We start from the raw sequence: 19,447 nt of genomic DNA, 5'->3' as shown, positions 1-19,447 counted from the left end.
TAATAACTACCCGTTTGAAAAAATTACAAAGGGTATAAAGCAAAGGTGTGTAAAAATTACATACCTTTATAAATATGCTAGCCTAGCACTTTCTTAAGGAGATATTATGCGTTTTTCCCGCTATTTTAATGTAAGTATTTTAGCACTTATGTTGATCATCGTTGGTTGCGGTGAGAGTTATCAAGCGTTACGTGATCGCGAAGCAAAGGAGCAGCAAAGCTGGCCTAAATGGCCTGAGTTTGAAGCCGCTGTGCCAAAACCTGATTGGTGGCATTCAATACCAATTAAGTACATTGATCCTATGAATTTTACATCGGAAGAGATGACAGCCTATTACGAGAAAAATACGGGCGATGATAAATATAAACGTGATTTTAAAGTAATTTATGCGCGAATGCTTAAGCATCAAAATAATGCCCAAGAGATTGCAGGCTTTTTAGGTCGTGGCACGGTAAGCGAGTTTAAACCATTTTACGAATTCTATATCACACACTTTTTAGAAGAGACGTGGCAAAGTGAGTATTGCGAGCAATGTAACGACGCAAACTCTGCCATTAATATAGGAACCCAATGGCTTTATTATTTAACAGAGGGCGGCGAGTATGAACGGGCGCAAAAAATTATCGACCAGTTGTTAGAGTCGAAATACCCTCGGGCGATCCCAATGCAGCGTTTTTATTTAATTCGCTCTTACCGACACTTACTAGCCAAAACGGTTACCGAAAAAGAAATATACAACCAATTAGAACCGTACATTGTCGAAAATTATAAATTGGCTGAACAAAAGCAAGACTACAAATTAATGCAGCGATGGTTGGATTTATAACGTGGTTTGCCGCAGTACAAATTGAGCGACAAGGATTTATCAGTTGCTAGTCAGTAAGCGTTGAAATACACGCATTAAAAAAGCCCGAATACATCGGGCTTTTCAAATTTTATAACGCCTTACTTACCCGCTAATTTTGCGCGAGCGCTGTGTAGTTTTTTATAGCTTTCGATTAAGCGTAGGTGCTTATCTAGGCCTTCTAGCTGCGAGTTAGTGGGTGTTAAACCATAAAAACGCACATCGCCATTAATAGAGCCAATAATCGCATTCATTACTTCCTCGCCAAACATGCGCGTGAAGTTATGCTGGTAGTCTTCAAACTCAAGTTCGTCATCAAGTGCTACTTGCAGTGTTGCGTGTAGCGCTTGATAGAATAGGCCGCGTTCAACGGTGTTATCGTTGTACTGTAAGAAGCTTTCAACGAGGTTATTTACTTCTTCTAAATCGCCTAATGCTAAGTAAATTAATAGCTTAAGCTCTAGAATAGTAAGCTGACCCCACACTGTGTTTTCATCAAATTCAATACCAATTAGGGTAATGATATCAATGTAGTTATCAAGCTCGCTTTCTTCTAAACGATTAACTAAATCAGCTAGCTCGTCGTCTGACAGTGAGTGTAGGTTTAAAATATCATCGCGGTATAAAAGCGCTTTATTGGTGTTATCCCAAATTAAGTCTTCTGCTGGGTAAACCTCAGAATAACCCGGTACCAAAATACGGCATGCGGTACCAAGGCCAGTAAATTCAGCAACATATGCTTCTTTACCAAGGTCTTCTAAAATACCAAATAGGGCATCGCACTCTTCTTGGTTAGTGCCAGAGAAATCCCATTCCACAAACTCATAATCGTGCTTGGCACTAAAGAAACGCCAAGATATGGTGCCTGTTGAATCAATAAAGTGCTCAACAAAGTTTTCAGGCTCTTGTACGGCCATTGAGTTAAAGGTTGGCTTAGGTACATCGTTTAAGCCCTCAAAACTACGGCCTTGTAATAGCTCAGTAAGGCTTCGTTCAAGCGCCACTTCAAAACTTGGGTGCGCACCAAATGAGGCAAACACGCCGCCCGTTTTCGGGTTCATTAAGGTAACACACATTACAGGGAACTGGCCGCCAAGTGAGGCATCTTTAATGACTACTGGGAAGCCTTGCTCTTCTAGCCCTTTAATACCCGCAACAATGCTTGGGTATTTGTTCAGTACGTCTTCTGGTACATCTGGTAATACAATTTCTTGCTCGATGATTTGGCGTTTTACCGCGCGCTCAAAGATTTCAGATAAACACTGTACTTTGGCCTCGGCAAGGTTGTTACCCGCACTCATGCCGTTACTTAAAAATAAGTTTTCAATCAGGTTTGACGGGAAATAAACCGTTTCGCCATCTGAATGACGGGTGTACGGAATTGAACAAATACCGCGCTCAACATTACCTGAGTTAGTGTCAATCAGGTTAGAACCACGTAGCTCTTGCTCTGGGTCGTAAATATCCAGCGTGTAGTCGTCTAAAATCTCGTTTGGTAGCTCGTCTTCTGGGCCTGGTTTAAACCACTTTTCATTTGGATAATGCACAAAATCGCTATTGGCAATTTCTTCACCAAAGAACTGATCGTTATAGAAAAAGTTACAGTTTAAACGCTCAATAAATTCGCCAAGAGCCGAGCACAGTGCGCTTTCTTTGCTTGCGCCTTTACCATTAGTGAAACACATCGGTGATGCTGCATCGCGAATATGAAGCGACCAAACGTTTGGTACAATGTTACGCCACGATGAGATTTCAATTTTCATACCCAAGTCTTCTAAAATCTTGGTCATGTTTTGAATGGTTTGCTCAAGCGGTAAGTCTTTACCTAAAATCATGGTATTGGCGTCGCCCTCAGGCTGACCCATTAACATGGCTTGCGCGTCTTCATCGAGGTTTTCAACCGCTTCTACAACAAACTCTGGGCCTGTTTGAATTACCTTTTTAACGGTACAACGGTCGATTGAACGTAAAATACCTTCACGGTCTTTGTCAGAAATGCTCTCTGGCAGCTCTACCTGAATTTTAAAGATTTGGTTGTAACGGTTTTCAGGGTCAACAATGTTGTTTTGCGACAGGCGAATATCGTTCGTTGGAATATCGCGCGCGTTACAGTACACCTTTACAAAATACGCCGCACACAGCGCAGATGAGGCAAGAAAATAATCGAATGGACCAGGAGCGCTACCATCGCCTTTGTAGCGAATAGGCTGATCGGCAATAACGTTAAAGTCGTCAAACAGCGCTTCTAAGCGCAAGTTATCAAGATAATTTACTTTGATTTCCATGAATTAGGTTCCAAGTGTGTCGCCGCGAATAGGTGGTTGCAGCAAGGCAAACATAATGGCTGTAATTATCCGCTTTTTTAGCGCTTAATTCACTAAAATCGGAAAATAAATACTTTTTCCCAAGTTCAGCTTATCTATTGCCACATTTGGTGACTTATTTAAGGCAGTGAATTAAGCGAGCGAATAATGTGTTTGCTGCACTTGTTTGGTCCAGACTTATTACCTTTAAAAGAGTTAAATTGCTTGAAATAAAAAACACCCAAACTAGTTCAAATTAGAATGGGTGTATATGTTAATCCTTAATTGAACTCTTTAGTTTCCGAATTTTAATATATTGTGAATCAACAAGCGTTATTACACATTGTAAACTCTAGCAATGTACCAAGCTACGGAACCTGAATCCGAATTACATCGGATACTTGCTTTAATGCCATTTTTTTCATCTTCAAAATACAACTTGTCTTTTTTTGTTGTTTGTTCAGCCGCTTTTTTAGCGGAAGCATTAACTTCACAATAGCAATTGTTATTTCCGTTTAATGGACATTCAGATCCAAATGCAATCGTTGTATTCTCATCATACCTAACAGAGAACCCGTATTGCGCTCCAAAAAGCGCTGCATCTCGTTTTGAAGTAGAGTATAACCCACCATTCGTATATATATCTCCGTCGGGAAACTTAAGAGCTTTACCTATTTCTTGGGTTAATAACGTCGGCTTTCCATGAACATTGTAATCCTCAATAAATTCAAGGTCTTTATCTAGTTCATTTATTAAAAAAGTTATGCATATTGCAGGCTTTACCATAAAGTAAATAAATGGAATTAGAACTAACCCTAACACTAGAGCTGCCCCAGCAACAACAGCCCCTACACCAGCTGCAACAACACCAGCTAAACTGGCTGAGATAGTTACACCTTCGGTAACAATGGTTGCACCTGCCAATGTACTAAATGTGACAGCGCCAGCCACAGCTCCGATTGCTAATGAACCAAAACCAATAATTTGTGCTGTCACAGCCTCTGGGCTTGCTGTTTCACCCATTTTTGAGACTCTATCTAGCCCATCTAAAATAAGTTGAATTTGCGTATGGATTTCATTACCACGAGCATTAATTAGCTTTTCGTACTGTTTTGGAGCCAATGAAACAGGAATAGTCTGATCGACATCGTTATTACTTTTGGCAGATGTCAATAAGGTTCTTGACTGATGAGCTTGAATTTCAGTTTTCAATTTACTGCGAAAGTGATTTATAAACTCTTCTTGAACACTTAATACATCTTCTTGACATTTCACCTTTTCAAATTTTTCTTTAAAGTGAGGAAACAAATCTTCAAATTTTGCCTTCCATTCTAATTTTTGAGTTTCAGATAAGTCTGTAGCCACATTCATAATGTATTTTCCCTTTACTATTTAATTAAGTGGTTGCGCAGTTTGTATATTTACTAATTAATAAAACTCAAATTTAATTTTTAAAAATGCGCGTTTTGTAAAAAGTTACTGGCTTATTTTTAATGGAATAAGGCTAAAAATAGTAACAGTAACTAGTAAATAACAATGTAGTAAAATAGCTGGAAAAAAATATTACAATTCATTACACATGTGACCTAAGCATTTATAGCGTGGTCAATGTAAAGTGTTTTGCTAGTGCTGGAATGAACATCAAATTGATGGGTTCTAGAAGTTTTGATTCAATTGAAATAGTAATTTTAAGGTTGAAAAAAAGTATATTTACGAATCATTAGTGTTAGAGTCGTTGATTTGAAATCATGAAGTCAAAATCAACGACTATGACCCCATTGGTTCTACATCCTTGCTAGCTCTTTTTTACAAAGTGACAAAACACAAACTTTTGAGTTGTATCAAAGGGTGTTTGATGAGTTTCATAGAGCTGTTCTTTAAGCACAAAATGCTCACCAAATTCAGCTTCTAAGCTTTCTGCACTGTAGCGCACAATAGGTAAGCCGCTGCATTTTTCTGGGCCGTCTTCTGCAAAAGTAGCAATAATTATGTGGCCATTTGGTTTTAACGCATGCAGCACGTTTTTAATATAAGCTCTGCGCTCTTCAGGCGTTGTTAAAAAGTGAAATACCGCGCGATCATGCCATACATCAAATTGCTGTTTTGGCAGTGTTACCTCTGTTATATCCGCTTCAATCCACTCAACATTTGCTGAATTTTCGCCAATGCGCTTTTTAGACGTTGCAAGTGCAGCACCTGAAAGATCAAGCACTGTTAGGTTTGTGTGACCATTTAACAGCAAATCATCAACCAAAGTGGATGCACCGCCACCAACATCAATAATGGCAGCACTTTTTTCACAATTTAAACGGTTAATAAACTCTAACGAGGTGACCGCATGCGGCTGAAACCAACTCACCGCATTTGATGCTTTTGTTGTGTAAACCGTTTCCCAATGTGATTTTTTGTGCATGGTGTTTCCTGAGTTGGTTTGGTGGTGCCTTAATAAACAGCTTTAAATATAGATTAATAGGAATCAGAGTCTTAGATTTGTTGGTTTGAAATCATGAAGCCCAAATCAACGACTCTGGCGCCATTGATTCCCTCATTTAGACTCCATTCTATTTTGTCTTGTTAACGCCCATTATGCGGGCGTTTGTTATGTGCTTTTTTCATTACGCTCTTTATATATACCCATTACAGCTACAATTACAGCAAGAAATAGTGCTCCAAAAAAGCAGATTCCAAAAGCTAATGTGATTGAATAAAACGTAACAGTATCTGATTCGTCATTGGCCATGAGAAGGAAAAGTCGAAAAATAACACCTAAACAAAAAATGATAAATAAAGGTTTAAAAACTACTTTGACAAATAGTCTAAATCTTTCCATTTCCTGTTTAGTCAACGCCCAACACTACATTACACATAACGCTTTGCTAAGCGGCAATAAAATAGCTGGCTAAAATTAGCGAGGCACGAGCAAAAAGCCAGCTGTTTTTTGTCCGTTTAAGCAAATTGTTACATGGCTAATGCTAATGAACTAACTTTTCTTCTTCAGACGTTGTTTCATTTTCCACTACAGAAGTCGGCTCAAATTCGATTTTTAAGTCTTCAAATCTCTCTTGTTTACGCAAATTTTTAAATAGTGGCCAGTCTAAAATAGACTGAAAGTCTAACTTATCAGTTTTCAAAACGTCAGGTATTAAATTGAATGCTTGTTCATATTCATCAAGCAACGTGTGTTGAGCAAGAATAAAAATCGAGTCCTTTGCCGAAAAATCAGCATTCTCAACATCTTTTTTAATAGAATCGAAATCCCCATTCCATTTTATCGCTTGCCAGTAATTAATTTGAGCTACGGTTTGATCTAGTTCTTTTTGACCTTTGTCACCCCATAAGAAATATGAGATGGACTTTCCTATATCATAACGTTCATTACAAATATGATCATGGGCCATCTCGCTAAGTACTTGAAATCTTGCTCTATCTTTAGGCTCCGCTTTTTTCCACAATTCTGCTGATATCAATAAAAACGATTTTTCAAAAGCAGATAGTACATTTTCGATGTACTCATTGTCACAAGACAAGCTAACACCTATTTCTGGACTTTTATTTTTTTTGAAACTGCAATTTTTTAGGTATATGGAATTAACTACACCACCGTTATGAACGTATAGGTTTCGTCTTTGACAAGCTTCGATCAACATTTCTTCAGATTCTTTTAAATAGCCCATAGAAAGGCCCATTTGGTCTTTCAAAAATGTAACCCAGTCTTTAAAACTTCCCCTCAAAACTGATTCAACCTTAGTATCAATTAGATACTTCTTAGCGTCATCAATTGAGCCTATTTCATATAAATCATTTAAACTAAGTTGTTTATCTTTTAAGCCTATAGCATTAGGGTTTTTTTCATAGTAACGGTGAATCAACTGTGCCAAAAACCACTCAACATAACTAATAATCGTCACAAGTGAACTTTGATAAAGGCTTGATTTTCTTTTTTGCGTCTTTGAAAATCTTTTCATAGCCGCTGTAAACTTCTTACTTCCCTCTTTATCCAACTTAATCTGAGTAGATTTTTCTTCTTCATTATCAATAAAGTCGATTTCAGAGCCAAATTCTTCCACAAGCTTAGAAACTTTGTCCTCATCAAAATCGAAGTCCTCAGGGTGCTTTAATTTCATAAAAAGCATAAGAGGAGCAAAATCGGTTGGGCTTTGTCCAATTAGATCACTGTTTTTCTCGTCTAAATGAGCATCAACCAACTCTATAAAATCTCTTAAGCTTTCTAAATTTTCAGAAAACTCTACTACTTCCTTTTGAAACATTTTTACTCCGATTGGTGAATTGCCATGTAACAATTTAATATCGACCCAATGGGTCGTTTTCCTACCATTGATTGGGTCGTTTATCTGATTAAACCAGTTCTATCACAATGGCTAACTTATTGCTATAGATATACTTTTAATGATTGTAGAAATTATGAAGAGGATAAAAACGACCAGATTGGTCGTTTTCTTGAATATAGGAGAAACTCATAACAACTGGACATAAAATCAGCGCTAAAAAATAATTTACTAATGTCAGCTGTTCGCTCCATTGTCTCCTTGAAGGCTGTTGCTGAGAAAAACTACCCCCTTTAATCAAACCTGAAAACAAAATTTAAATGAATAATGCGAGACAGGGAGCGCAGCGGTTGAGCAAGCCATGCTGAGGCATGGATGCCGATTTATGGCGTTTATGTTCACATTTAAATTATGTTTGAAGAGTTAGTTTGATTTCTGGGGCGGCTTTTTCTTGGTTCGTTCTTTTTGGCCGTTTAAAAAGAATGAACGAGCGCATCATGGATGATGCGAGATAACAATCAAGGGAGCAATAAGGCCACCGTCGTTTATTTCTATGAACGAGCGACTACTGTGCCTGCAATTTTGTCATGCCAGCCTTGTTTTTTTGCATCAAAAGCGACCCAAATAAAGCCTAAGCCGAGGGGAAATAATGAAATGTAGTAACCAACATATCGAATAATAGATTGTTGTGTGGATGGCGCATTGCCTGTTTTAGCATCTACTACTTTTGCTTTTAACGCCATTTTGCCTGGCGTGGCTGATTTATAAACCCAAAAAAGAACAGTCGCAGCTATTGGGAAAACCCAGCTAATTATAAAATCGGACAGTCCCATTATGAATTGATCTGTTTCCCAAAACTCATTGCCATAGATTGAATAGAGCAAAGGGTAAGTAATCATTATGACTAAGATTGTGTCAATAATTGAGGCGCCAAAACGTGCCCAAAAACCGACATATTGGTGTTGTGATTCGGAAGTTTCCATTCCAGTACTGCTCACTTTTATCTCCATTGATTGGTAAATCTTTCTAAATGCCAAAAAGTTTTTATTTAATAATTTCAGTAGATTACCATCATGCTGTTACGTGAACAATGTAAAGTAAGGCTTAAGTATTTTCGATTGCTTGTATAAAACGCGTTTTACTACTGCGGCAACTCAGCACTTAATAATGCAATAGCCAATTTATTGTTTTTGCTTTTAGCAACGTCTAACGCGGTGTTGCCGCGCTTATTTTTGCGTGATGTATCGGCACCGTTTTTAAGTAAATAACGCAAATTTTCAATTTTGCCTAAGTACGCGGCATCAATGGTGGGTGTGTCGCCGTTATTGTTCGCGATATTTAAATCGGCACCATTCGAAACCAACAATTTTACTAATTCAAAATTGTTGGTGCTCCAGCCAGCAAGTATTAATGCGGTGTCGCCAGCTTTAGTTTGGGCATTTAGGTTTGCGCCTTGTTGTATTAGTAGCTTTGCTCCTTCCAATAGGTAAGGGTCTTTACGAAAGCTTGTAATAAATAATGGCAGAACGGTGCTGTTTGAATTATGCAGCTGGGTTTTGTTGCCTGCGGCATTTTGTAGCATGCGAAAATAGTCGTGCTTGTTGTTTGTTAACGCAAATGCAAACAATGAATCTTTATTGATGATGATATTTTCAAATTTCGCGCCATGGTCTATCAAAGCTTTTGCCATTTGAACATGGTTTAGTATAACCGATTGATAAAAAGCCTCGGTGATTACGGCGTGTTGATTGAGTGTAGATTTAGTAATTGTGTTATTTAGTGCGCTTAAATCATTATTTACCACCGCATCTATCAGCGGGTGATTTGGAACTAAAGCGGGTGTTGTTTTGTCGATAACGCCTTGTAGCCAAGGGTAAATAGACGACACTCGGGTGTAATATTCGCTAACGCCGTAGCGCCCCTCAGTAAAGCCATTGCCAACCTGATACGAGCTTATGCCAATCAAAATTGGCGTGTTATCAACAATAACAAAAGCAGGGCCGCCACTGTCACCGCGTGAGCTTATGCCTTCAAACTGGGTAGCCGATTCGGGTTTATTAAAAGTAAAGCCAATCACATGCTCATTGGCACTTGCTACCGTATTTGTAGCGCCTCGTTGCTTAGCATCATCTCGAATAAGGCCATCTTGCCCGTTGCCAAAGGTGCCTCTGCCAACAAAAATAACCTGTTGCCCAACTTCATTTTTTTGCTGATTTAAAGTCGCAGGTTTTGCGTTTTTTAGAGGATCTTTTAATTGAACTAGTGCAGCATCGTAAAATTCGTCATTTGCGCGTTTAAATTTGGGGTGGGTAACAATTTTTGCGACGCGGTAATGGCTGTTGATATGCCGCGCAGTAAAAATGTCACTTTCTTTACCTGCTACGCAGTGCGCTGCGGTTAACAGCCAGTTGTTATTAATTACGGTAGCGGCGCAACCAGCAACATAAGCAACAGACGGTGAATACTGCTCGCCAAGCGCTAGATACTTTTTATCGTCTACATCATGCCTGATCACAATCGCATTAACCGCAGTTGTAGCAAAAAGTAGTACGAGCGAAATAACAGTATTCAATGTCAAAACGTATATCCCTATGTTGAGTTTGCAGCGCGGTAGCAGTAAAGCCAACAGCCCTTGTTATGTTTTTTTACACTATGGATTTATCGTAACACACTAATTCTACAACGTTATTCTCAGGGTCTTTTACGTAAATTGAGCGCCACTGACACCATTGATGTTCGGCGGTTATTACTTCGCAACCGGCATTTTCTAGCCTTGTTTTCTCGCTTAAGTAATCTTCTGATGAAATTTCTAATGCAAAATGATGCAGGCTTGAACAAGCTGGTTCAATGGTTGAGGTATTGTCATTCACAAATGCTCTCGGTAACTCTTCGGCAAATAAGCCGATTACTTGTGTATGACCACCAAAGCCCTCTGCAATTTTAAAAAATGCGACTTTGGGAAATTCTTTAATCAGTTCAAGTCCAATAATGTTGGCGTAGAACGCTTTCATACTTTCTAGGTCGCGCACTCTAAGTACTGTTTCGCCTAATCCTTTAATTGCAGGGTTCATCTCTTTCTCCTTAAAACATAATACCAATTCACTTAAGTAGCTGATCATCCTAGCGGATTAAATATCATGCTAACTGCGTTAGAATTTATCAATGTAGAGCAACTACATAAGAAAAATTCCGCCTTGTTACCATTTCATTTATCCAGCGCTATCCCTGATCACATACTTAACAGAATTGGTATAACAGCGAATTAGTGTGCATAACGATTTAAGCGTGTTATCTGCAGACTAATTATTTTTTATTTAATTATTTCAGTAGATTATCAGTATAGCTTTAGGCTTACAACGTTAAATTTGGCAAGTGTATTTATGGCTTACTTAATGGCGCGAAACGTTGGATGACGTAAGGCAGCGGTTTAATTTAAATACGAGAGAAGTCTAAAAATTTGCTTAATGCAGTGTGTTTCCAGCTAAGCAAAGGGTTTAAATTGTGCTCTTGATTAAAGAGCTGATTAATTATGTTGCGCCGCAATATCGGGTGCTTTAATAACAAAGCCGCGTTCTCTGTCGCCGTCGAATCCGACTGCGCTATACACTTTATGGGCACCATTTAGCTTTGCGCCAGACAGTAGCATGACTTTGTAGCAGTTTAACTGCCATGCTAAATCAATTGCATAACTGAGTACTTGCTGGCTTAACCCTTGGCGGCGAAAATTGCGACTCGTGACTACATGTTCAATTAAACCAAACGGGCGTGCGCCAACGGCAATACTTAAATTGATACTGAGCGCACACGTAGCTGCGAGTGTGCCATTAATATCAGCAACAACTATATGGGTTCTGTCGTCATTAATTATTTGTTGCCAGCGCTCAATGGCAAGTGAATCGGGCAACGCAGGATCGCTTGGTCGCAATTCGTTATAGAGCGTTAATACATCAACTAAATCATCCTTGTTAGCGAGTCGGATCATGGTATCTCCCTTGTTTGGCTACGTTATTGCGATTGCTTTTGTGTGCGTTTAAACCAACGAATTTGTTCACTTTGGTCGCGCGTGGGGGTGCCGCCTTGCTTCGCAACTGTGTCGGCATTGCCTGCCAGCATTTTTTCGGTATTGAGCTCTATTTTTTCTAACAACATCATTAGCGTTGCTTGTTCCGTTTCGCTAATGCCTGCTAATACAGCATCGCAGCGCTTAGCCATATAGTCAGAAATTTTTTGGTAAATCGGTTTGCCATTGTCACTGATTTCAACCAGTTTACTGCGGCTTTTTTGATGGTCGTTCGACGCTAAAATTAACCCTTTTTTTAGCAAGCCGTTAATCGCACGGGTTACCGAGTAGGGGTCTAAGCGTGTTTGATAGGCAATATCGGCCGCATTAATTGGCCCATAAGAGCCAACATTTAACAGTACGCGAATTGCTCGGGTGTCTAGGTCGGTAATTTGTTTTACATAGGCGTCTCTATCAAGCACCAGTAAATTACTGGCGGTTGCAATGCGGTAGGGAACCTGGTGATAGAGATCAAGCGCGTCATTGGTTTTACTGCTTAATGAAAAAGACGTTTGGCGTTTGTTTGTTGTCATAGCGCGTTATTGATTTTTATATTTAGGCACGGTACTGGCTGCAAAATAGCATATTTAACCGATGTGAAACACTGAGAAATAAGTATGTGCAAAAACTAGACATGGTTTAGTGGCTTGATTATATTTATGTTGCATATGCAACATAAATATAATCAACAGGAGAAATAGCATGGTGTTAGTAACCCCTTTATCACCCGATCACGATAGCGAAGTGGCAGAACTTGCAAAGTTTTTTAACGAAACCTTAGGGTTTTGCCCAAATAGCGTATTAACCATGCAAATTCGCCCAGAAATTGCCCGTGCATTTATTAATTTAAATAAAGCCGTAATGGCAAACGAAGGGCGCGTAACAGCAGAGCAAAAGCGTTTAATAGGTTATATCACCAGCGCAAATACCGGTTGCCGTTACTGCGAAGCACATACAATTTTAGCGGCTGAGCGTTATGGCGGTAGCGATGAACGTTTAAAGCATATTTGGCAATTTAGAACATCCGATTTATACAGTGATGCTGAAAAAGCGGCGTTTGAATTTGCCTTAGCAGCATCAAGCGTGCCTAACGCGGTTGATGATGCGATTTCGGCAAATTTAAAAGAACATTGGGATGATGGCGAAGTGGTTGAAATTTTGGGTGTTATATCACTGTTTGGTTATTTAAACCGCTGGAACGATAGCATGGGCACAACCATGGAAGCAGGCGCTGTTGCCGCAGGAAAAGAACACCTAACACACAATGGTTGGCAGGTTGGTAAACATCAATAATTGAGCTTTTGTAAAACTGAATATTGCACTTAAAAGTTATTTTTTAAGTGCAAACTTCACGGCGGCATCGGCATGAATGCCTGTGGTGTCGTAAAGGGGAATCTCCGTATCGTTTTGTGATACTAATAATGCGATTTCAGTACAGCCAAGAATTATCGCTTGCGCACCTTGGCGGTGAAGTTTATTGATTATGGCAAGGTAACGTTCTTTTGACTCAGGGTTGATTTCGCCAAGGCATAGTTCGTTGTAAATAACGCTATGTACACAGTCGCGATCCTCTTGGTTGGGTACAATAACGTCAATACCAAACTTTTCTGTTAGGCGGTTTTTATAAAAGCCTTGTTCCATGGTAAATGCGGTGCCAAGCAAACCAACGCGCGATATATCGTCTTGTATTAATTGTGCTGCGGTGGCGTCGGCAATATGCAGTAGCGGAATCGAAATACTCTCTTCAATTTGGTGCGCTACTTTATGCATGGTGTTGGTACAAATAAGTAGGCAGTGCGCACCTGCTGCTTCTAAATCTTGCGCAGATTTTGCTAGCATGTCGCCCATTTTTTGCCATTCGCCTGCCCGTTGCAGTTTTTCAATATGATCAAAATTAACGCTATAAAGTAAAATTTCTGCGCTATTAAGCCCGCCAAGCGTGGCTTTTACACCTTGGTTAATGGCTTTGTAGTAATTGAGCGTTGACTCCCAACTCATGCCACCTAAAAGACCGATTGTTTTCATAAATTACCAATAACACGCTTGATTAAGAGGCAATACGCAACGTACTTCGCCAGTTAGTTCGCTAAGTGGTTTATCGCCAAGCGCAACCGCTTGCCAACCATGTGGATACGACAGTGAAAAGGGCGGAATTAACTGAGTATCAGCCACCGCTTGAAACCCCGTTTTACTGTAAAAATTAGGGTCGCCATAGGTCACAACAAAATCCACGTTGTGTGTTTTTAAATACGTAAGCGCGTGGTTTATGAGTGCTTGCCCGATGCCTTTGCCTTGTTGCGAAGATGCCACCGCCATTGGCGAGAGGATCACCGCGGTAAGATTTGGCTGGTTGCTAATCCATAATTTACTAAACAGTACTGCGGCAAAAAGCGTATCGTGCTCTTTAGCTACAAAGCCAATCAGTTCCTCGCTTGTGCAGTCATTCAGCATGCGTTCGGTGAGTTCGCCAATTTGTAACCCTGCTTTTGCGCCATCAGCGTCGCTAAAAACATGGGTAAAGAGCGCAGTGATATCGGCCGCTGCATGATGAGAAATGGATTCAAATTGCATGTTAAACAGTTCCTTGCTTACATTGATTAATAAGTTTAGTGCTGTTTGCAATATTGTTGCGAGTTAATTTAGCAGTAATCACTTCAGATTTTGCGCTAAGTGTATTGATGTCTTGCAACCAAATTGAAATCGACTCATCGTGAATGGTGTGTGCAAGTTGATAGTTTCCGCCAGCTGGCAATGTGAGGTTGAAATTGGCAAATGCAACTTGGTACGAGTTGTGGTTATTTGCCTCTTGGTACGTCGCTTTTACCCAAATATTGTGTTTACCCGCAGGGTATTGCCTTGCCGTAACCCAAGTGGCGGGTTTGTGCTTATGGCACATTAGGTAAACATACTCTTTTCTACCTTGGCTATTATCGTAGCTGGTATTTTCAATACGAAAATGCCCTTGTTTAATGTCGTTATTAAAAGGCGACATAGCACAGGCAAACAGGTTACATAATAAGAGTAAAATAATGAGGTGTTTAGTCATCATAATTCCATTTTGATGAGAGACGCGCTAGCGTACGGATTTTTGGGCCAAACTGCAACTAGTTGGGTAATCGGTATAGCCTTTTTCACCGCCACCATAAAATGTACTGTGCGCATCATTGGCTAATTGCGTTAGTGGCATATTGCCCTGCATACGCTCAACTAAATCGGGGTTACAAATATAGGCCGTACCAAAGGCAAATAGGTCTGCCATGCCTTTATTTAAAAAGCGGTTAGCAAGCTCTTGCGTTAAACCGCCCGCCAACATTATTGGATGTGGGTAAAGCGAGCGTATTTTTTTGCGATACGTATCGGTGATTGACTGATAATTACCAATATTTTCAGATAGGTGCAAATAAGCGAGCTTGATTGGTGCGAGTGCTTTTAATAGTTTTAGGGTTAAGGTTGGCATGTCGCTGTCATGCTGTTGAAAGCTGCTAGAAACAAATGGCGAAATACGCAGCCCCACTTTGTCGCTGCCAATTGCATTAGCCACAGCTTGGCACACATAAATTGTTAATCGAATACGGTTTTCAATTGAGCCACCGTATTTATCATCGCGTGTGTTGGCATAACGGCGCATAAATTGATCTAGCAAGTAACCGTGTGCGCCATGAATTTCTACTCCATCGAATCCCGCTTGCATGGCGTTTTTCGCAGCAATAACAAAGTCATCAATTGTGTTTTGAATATCGCTTAAATCCATGGCTTTTGGCATTGTGGTGTCTATCATGCCTAGTTCGCCATTTTGTAGCGGGCCGTAAACTTTATCGGGTTCTTTTATTGCCGATGGCGCCAGTGGTTGTAGCCCTTCGATAGCTGTACTTGAACGCCTGCCAACGTGCCACAACTGAGCAAAAATCTTGCCGCCACGCTCGTGTACTGCATGGGTAACTTTACGCCAACCTGCAATCTGCTGTTCAGTGTAAATACCCGGCGTAAGTGAATAGCCGCGCGCTACCGCTGAAATAGGCGTTCCTTCACTAATAATTAAACCCGCAGTTGCACGCTGTGCATAATAGGTTGCCATTAGGTCGTTAGGAATGTTGCCCGGTTGCGACGCCCGCGAACGCGTCATAGGCGCCATAACAATACGATTTTTGAGAGTTACTGATCCTAACTGGATTGGATCAAACAGGCTTAACTTCATGAATTAAGCGTGTACGCTAAAATTTCGACAATTTGTGATGGTGATGTGGCCCACGCTTGCGCGCTGCCGTCTACTTCTTTTAATGCATGAACAATTTCTTCGCTATGCAGTGTAATGTAGGGCTTGCCAAGGGCGGCGCAGTAACCTGCATCAAATGCGGCGTTCCATTGTTTGTATTTATCACCAAAGCGAATAATCGCTAAATCACATGATTTAATGGCATTTTGAATACGTATTGCATTTACTTTTGCTGACTTGTGGTCGCGCCAAAATGAGTTAGTTTCTTCGCCTAGGCAATCGCCAGCAGCATCGCTTGATTCGTGATCTGTGTTTGGTGAGACAAACTGAATATCGAGATTTTTAGCTTGGCAGCCAGCAATAATTTGTTCGCGCCAATCACTGTGGATTTCACCTGATAAATAAACTTTCATTAAATGCCCCTTACTTATATGTTGTGCGTTGTTGGCTAATTTCATACTAACTAGCCAACTCAACCCTAACCTATTGCTTCAGCCAAATATAGTTTATGCGTTGCTTAGAGAGTTTCAGCGGTAAAATGACGTAATTAGTACCATAAACGGTAATATTGGTGACTTCACCTTCGCTTAATGTAAAGCTGTTGCTTTCACTTTCTAATTGCCATGCGCTGTTTTTAGCCAACACCTTAAACACGGTTCGCCCCGCATCGTTTGGAATTTTGACCTCTAACTGTGCGTTTTCTCCGTAAGCGGCAACTAACGCATCTTTTTGGTAGAGGCCGGTAAATTTAACCGCGCCTTGAGGCGAGTGCTGAGATGTATTTTTTAATCTACAATCACTGCAATTTACCAGTGTTTGCGCGTTAAAATTTACCGCAACGTTTTGGTAATTTAAGCCAGTGTTAGTCAATTGCCAATCTGGCGAGCTGCTATCAAAGCAGCCCACCAAGAGTAACAACAAGATTACAATCGTTACTCTTTTCATGTTATTTACCAGCAGTAGAAATCATTTTTAACAGCTCCTTAGACGGCGCTTGTTCAACAATAACTTCTTGTAGATCAGAGTTCATTACGTTTTGTGGCTTTTGCTGTTCATTCGCGCTAAGCGTAGCGCCACCGTTTGCACCACTCCAGTAACGCGTGAAGGTGAGCATTAAGTTACCCCATTCGTTAAAGTCGTTTAGCTCGGCACTTAGTTCGCCATCAAAGTTTAAGTCGTAGTTAGTTAATACGTCGCTGCTGTTGCCGTTACAATCAAAATCAACCGCAACAGAATTTGCATTAACTAAACCAAGCGACTCATCGATTTGAGCTTCGTTAATGGTGCCGTTAACACCGTGCGAGTAGCTGATTTTGAAATCTGCTGGTGCTGAGGTGAAACCATTTGTTAGTTGCGTGCCTTCTGGGAAACAGTTGTTGTTACCAGAGAAGAATCGACGGTGGTAACGGTCGCCTTCGCTTTCACCGATAGTTGATAAACCACTTAATTGATACAGGTAGTTCATTACGCTGTGGTGATTAGGTTTATTATTGGTGTGGTTGTTACCGCCATGACCAAGGCCTAGGTTGTGTCCTAGCTCATGCATAATCGTGCCCGCTTGCATGTTGTAAACAATATTGCGGTCTATTTCGGTTTCTAGGCTAAAGCCCCAGTTACCCATAGAAATAATAAAGTCATTACCGTTGATTTCAGCAAGGCCTGAAGAACCTGCTGAGCCATCTTCGTTTTGACTATTTGCCATTAGCATGTAGTGAAAAATAGGACGACGTTTGATGTCGAAGTTTTTCACTTTATGGTCAAGAATACTTGGTGCTTCAGCTGAACCTGCAAAGTTAGTTTGCGCGTAAAACTCAACTTGGTTACCGCCGCCTAAGTCATAGTTGGCTGGCGAAATACCTTCGGCTTGGTGGTATAAATCACCTGCATCAAAATGCATTGCAATATTTTGCGCTGCAAACGCCGCTTTAACTGAATCTAATGCTTGGCGATGCAATTGAATACCTGGGTCATTACTTTCCATGTAGTCAACTTCGATAAAGATGTCTCTTACACCTGCGCGAGCACCCCACTCATAAAGTGGCAGGCCAGCAAAGGTTGCGCCTTCTTGTTCCGCGCAATCAGGAATGCCGTCGTTGTCGTCATCGGTATTACAGGCTACGTCATTTTGTCCGCCTGGTGTCATGTAATAGCTTATTTGCCAGTCTTGCGCTGAGTTTGTATCGCTATCAAGCGCTGTGCGAACAACACTCATACCTAGGTCTTCTTCCATTGGCGCGGCATTATTACCTGCTTGCCATTGGCTTGCGTCAGTTGGCAGGTAGGCATTTTCGCCAAAGCTAACAAAATCTACCGTTGTACCAGAGACTGTTTGTAATTCAACAAAACCGCCTGAGTAGTACCATTCAGGGTGAATATTTGATTCGTCTGAAATTAACATTAGCTGATCTGATTCAGCGACACTTTGTTGCCAGTAGCCATTACCGTGCTTTGCTTGCAGCACAATAAATTCACCCGGTGCGAGGGTTTTATCTGTAAGTGCAAAAGCTCTTACGCCAGTATCACTCCAATCTGTATAGTTAATGCTTTCGGCAACAATTTGATAGCCTGCAAGTGAAACAGGGCTGGCAGTACCGTTATAAACTTCTACCCAACGGTTATCATCCCAATATTTTGACGATGACACTTCTGAAATAAGCAGATCACTGTTTTCAGTTTTAAATGTAAAGCTTTGTTCAACAAGCGACGTGCCGTGGAAGTTGGCAACATCACCCGTTACTTTTACAACGTAATCACTTGATGCAGAAAGGCTTTGAGCTGGATCTAGGGTTAAAACAGTTGGGTTAGCATCAGTTGTTGCCGAGCTTAAAGTAAGCGCAACACATGTAACAAAGTTATCGTTACTTACCTGAATACTGCCGCTACATTGTGCATCTGAATTAGTGGTAACGCTGGTTGCGTCTAATACATCGTCGAATGAAATTGTAATCTTGCTATCAACTGCGACTAAACGTGCGTTTGATTCGGGTGTTTTGGTCACAATTACAGGAGCACTTGTATCAACTAATTGAATGCTGACTAGCTGCGATGTTTCAAGGTCGCCATCGCTTAAGGTGATTTCAAACTCTTGGTCTTCAGCGCTGTTTAGGCTCGGAGTATACGAAAATACGTTGTTTTCAAGTAATGTTAATTCACCTTGTTGCGGCGCAGTTTTAATTGCAACTTGTACCGTGTCGCCATCAGGATCTGAAATGCCTAAATCAAACTCTAGCGCTTGGTTAAATTCAACTTGTACTTGAGATGCATCGGTAATCGGTGCGCGGTTTACATCGGTAATAGTAGTGCTGATGTTTAGCGTTGATTGTGCACCATCGTTGTCGCTTGCGGTTACGGTAAAACCGACAGCGCTATCGCTGGTCACTTCTGGCGCAGTAAAGCTTAAACTGCCATTAGCATATGTGAACTCAACCGTTGGGCCGCTAGTTTGCACTACGTTTGACGACTTAATGCTACCGTCACTGTCTGAAAGTGTAATGGCAATAGCAACATCACCACGCTCAGGGTAGGCACTGGCAATATTGCTTGAAATAGTGGGTGCTTTATTCGGTTTGTCGTCGGAACCACATGCCGTGAGTAAGAGAATGCTCGATGCAATTAGGCTCGCTTTAAATACTGGCGCTTGCATTTTAGTCCTTTATTTTTATTGTTAAGAATTTGAAATAATGGCGTAAATGAAAGCGCAAGTCTAGCGATTGTGATGGATTGTAATATTATGTTTTTAAA

General features: G+C 40.6%; 18 protein-coding genes. 2 read left to right on the top strand and 16 right to left on the bottom strand.

Annotated features, from left to right (window positions below; all coding sequences use genetic code 11):
* Nucleotides 1–106: 106 nt before the first annotated feature.
* Entirely contained in the window at nt 107–826 is a 720-nt protein-coding gene (locus AC2IOM_RS18150; protein WP_486359634.1) for a hypothetical protein, read from the top strand.
* A 119-nt stretch (nt 827–945) separates the two neighbouring features.
* Here the strand turns inward: AC2IOM_RS18150 and AC2IOM_RS18145 are convergent, their stop codons facing one another.
* From AC2IOM_RS18145 to AC2IOM_RS18105, 9 genes are all read right to left on the bottom strand, one after another.
* The gene (locus AC2IOM_RS18145) at nt 946–3,129 is read right to left on the bottom strand and encodes an OsmC domain/YcaO domain-containing protein (RefSeq protein WP_486359633.1); all 2,184 of its coding nucleotides are present in this window, start codon (nt 3,127–3,129) and stop codon (nt 946–948) included.
* A 354-nt stretch (nt 3,130–3,483) separates the two neighbouring features.
* A complete protein-coding gene (locus AC2IOM_RS18140; RefSeq protein ID WP_486359632.1) occupies nt 3,484–4,518 on the bottom strand; it encodes a hypothetical protein in 1,035 nt (344 codons plus the stop codon).
* Nucleotides 4,519–4,942: 424 nt separating this feature from the next.
* The gene (locus AC2IOM_RS18135) at nt 4,943–5,560 is read right to left on the bottom strand and encodes a class I SAM-dependent methyltransferase (RefSeq protein WP_486359631.1); all 618 of its coding nucleotides are present in this window, start codon (nt 5,558–5,560) and stop codon (nt 4,943–4,945) included.
* 559 nt (nt 5,561–6,119) lie between these two features.
* The gene (locus AC2IOM_RS18130) at nt 6,120–7,415 is read right to left on the bottom strand and encodes a hypothetical protein (RefSeq protein WP_486359630.1); all 1,296 of its coding nucleotides are present in this window, start codon (nt 7,413–7,415) and stop codon (nt 6,120–6,122) included.
* Between the two features lie 569 nt (nt 7,416–7,984).
* On the bottom strand, nt 7,985–8,416 hold the full coding sequence (locus tag AC2IOM_RS18125; protein ID WP_486359629.1) for an RDD family protein: 432 nt from the start codon (nt 8,414–8,416) through the stop codon (nt 7,985–7,987).
* 158 nt (nt 8,417–8,574) lie between these two features.
* On the bottom strand, nt 8,575–10,011 hold the full coding sequence (locus tag AC2IOM_RS18120) for an ankyrin repeat domain-containing protein (protein ID WP_486359628.1): 1,437 nt from the start codon (nt 10,009–10,011) through the stop codon (nt 8,575–8,577).
* Nucleotides 10,012–10,078: 67 nt separating this feature from the next.
* Entirely contained in the window at nt 10,079–10,504 is a 426-nt protein-coding gene (locus tag AC2IOM_RS18115) for a VOC family protein (RefSeq protein ID WP_486359627.1), read from the bottom strand.
* A 452-nt stretch (nt 10,505–10,956) separates the two neighbouring features.
* Nucleotides 10,957–11,415, bottom strand: a complete 459-nt coding sequence (locus AC2IOM_RS18110) for a GNAT family N-acetyltransferase (RefSeq protein WP_486359626.1) — start codon at nt 11,413–11,415, stop codon at nt 10,957–10,959.
* Between the two features lie 23 nt (nt 11,416–11,438).
* Nucleotides 11,439–12,026 carry a MarR family winged helix-turn-helix transcriptional regulator gene (locus AC2IOM_RS18105; RefSeq protein WP_486359625.1) on the bottom strand — a complete coding sequence of 196 codons (588 nt, stop codon included), beginning with the start codon at nt 12,024–12,026 and terminating at the stop codon, nt 11,439–11,441.
* 169 nt (nt 12,027–12,195) lie between these two features.
* Between AC2IOM_RS18105 and AC2IOM_RS18100 the strand changes: the two genes are divergently transcribed.
* Nucleotides 12,196–12,786 (top strand): carboxymuconolactone decarboxylase family protein, encoded by a 591-nt coding sequence (locus AC2IOM_RS18100; protein ID WP_486359624.1) that lies wholly within the window; start codon nt 12,196–12,198, stop codon nt 12,784–12,786.
* A gap of 36 nt (nt 12,787–12,822) precedes the next feature.
* Here AC2IOM_RS18100 and AC2IOM_RS18095 read toward each other — a convergent pair whose 3' ends face one another.
* The 7 genes from AC2IOM_RS18095 to AC2IOM_RS18065 form a co-directional block, all read right to left on the bottom strand.
* Nucleotides 12,823–13,518, bottom strand: a complete 696-nt coding sequence (locus AC2IOM_RS18095) for an aspartate/glutamate racemase family protein (protein WP_486359623.1) — start codon at nt 13,516–13,518, stop codon at nt 12,823–12,825.
* A gap of 3 nt (nt 13,519–13,521) precedes the next feature.
* The gene (locus AC2IOM_RS18090; protein ID WP_486359622.1) at nt 13,522–14,064 is read right to left on the bottom strand and encodes a GNAT family N-acetyltransferase; all 543 of its coding nucleotides are present in this window, start codon (nt 14,062–14,064) and stop codon (nt 13,522–13,524) included.
* Between the two features lies 1 nt (nt 14,065).
* Nucleotides 14,066–14,539, bottom strand: coding sequence for a hypothetical protein (locus AC2IOM_RS18085; protein WP_100915728.1), 474 nt, complete (start codon nt 14,537–14,539; stop codon nt 14,066–14,068).
* A 27-nt stretch (nt 14,540–14,566) separates the two neighbouring features.
* Entirely contained in the window at nt 14,567–15,688 is a 1,122-nt protein-coding gene (locus AC2IOM_RS18080) for an alkene reductase (protein ID WP_486359621.1), read from the bottom strand.
* Nucleotides 15,685–16,119: a YtoQ family protein gene (locus AC2IOM_RS18075; RefSeq protein WP_010558605.1), complete on the bottom strand. Its 435-nt coding sequence runs from the start codon at nt 16,117–16,119 to the stop codon at nt 15,685–15,687. The genes AC2IOM_RS18080 and AC2IOM_RS18075 overlap by 4 nt, the downstream gene beginning before the upstream one ends.
* A gap of 70 nt (nt 16,120–16,189) precedes the next feature.
* Entirely contained in the window at nt 16,190–16,651 is a 462-nt protein-coding gene (locus tag AC2IOM_RS18070; RefSeq protein WP_486359620.1) for a hypothetical protein, read from the bottom strand.
* Between the two features lies 1 nt (nt 16,652).
* Complete coding sequence (locus AC2IOM_RS18065; protein ID WP_486359619.1) at nt 16,653–19,349, bottom strand: Ig-like domain-containing protein; 2,697 nt, start codon at nt 19,347–19,349, stop codon at nt 16,653–16,655.
* Nucleotides 19,350–19,447: the final 98 nt, after the last annotated feature.

This window comes from Pseudoalteromonas sp. NS-SX12 (genome assembly GCF_057367955.1).
Note: the sequence above shows the minus strand (reverse complement) of the source record. Positions and strands in the feature narration are given on the sequence as shown.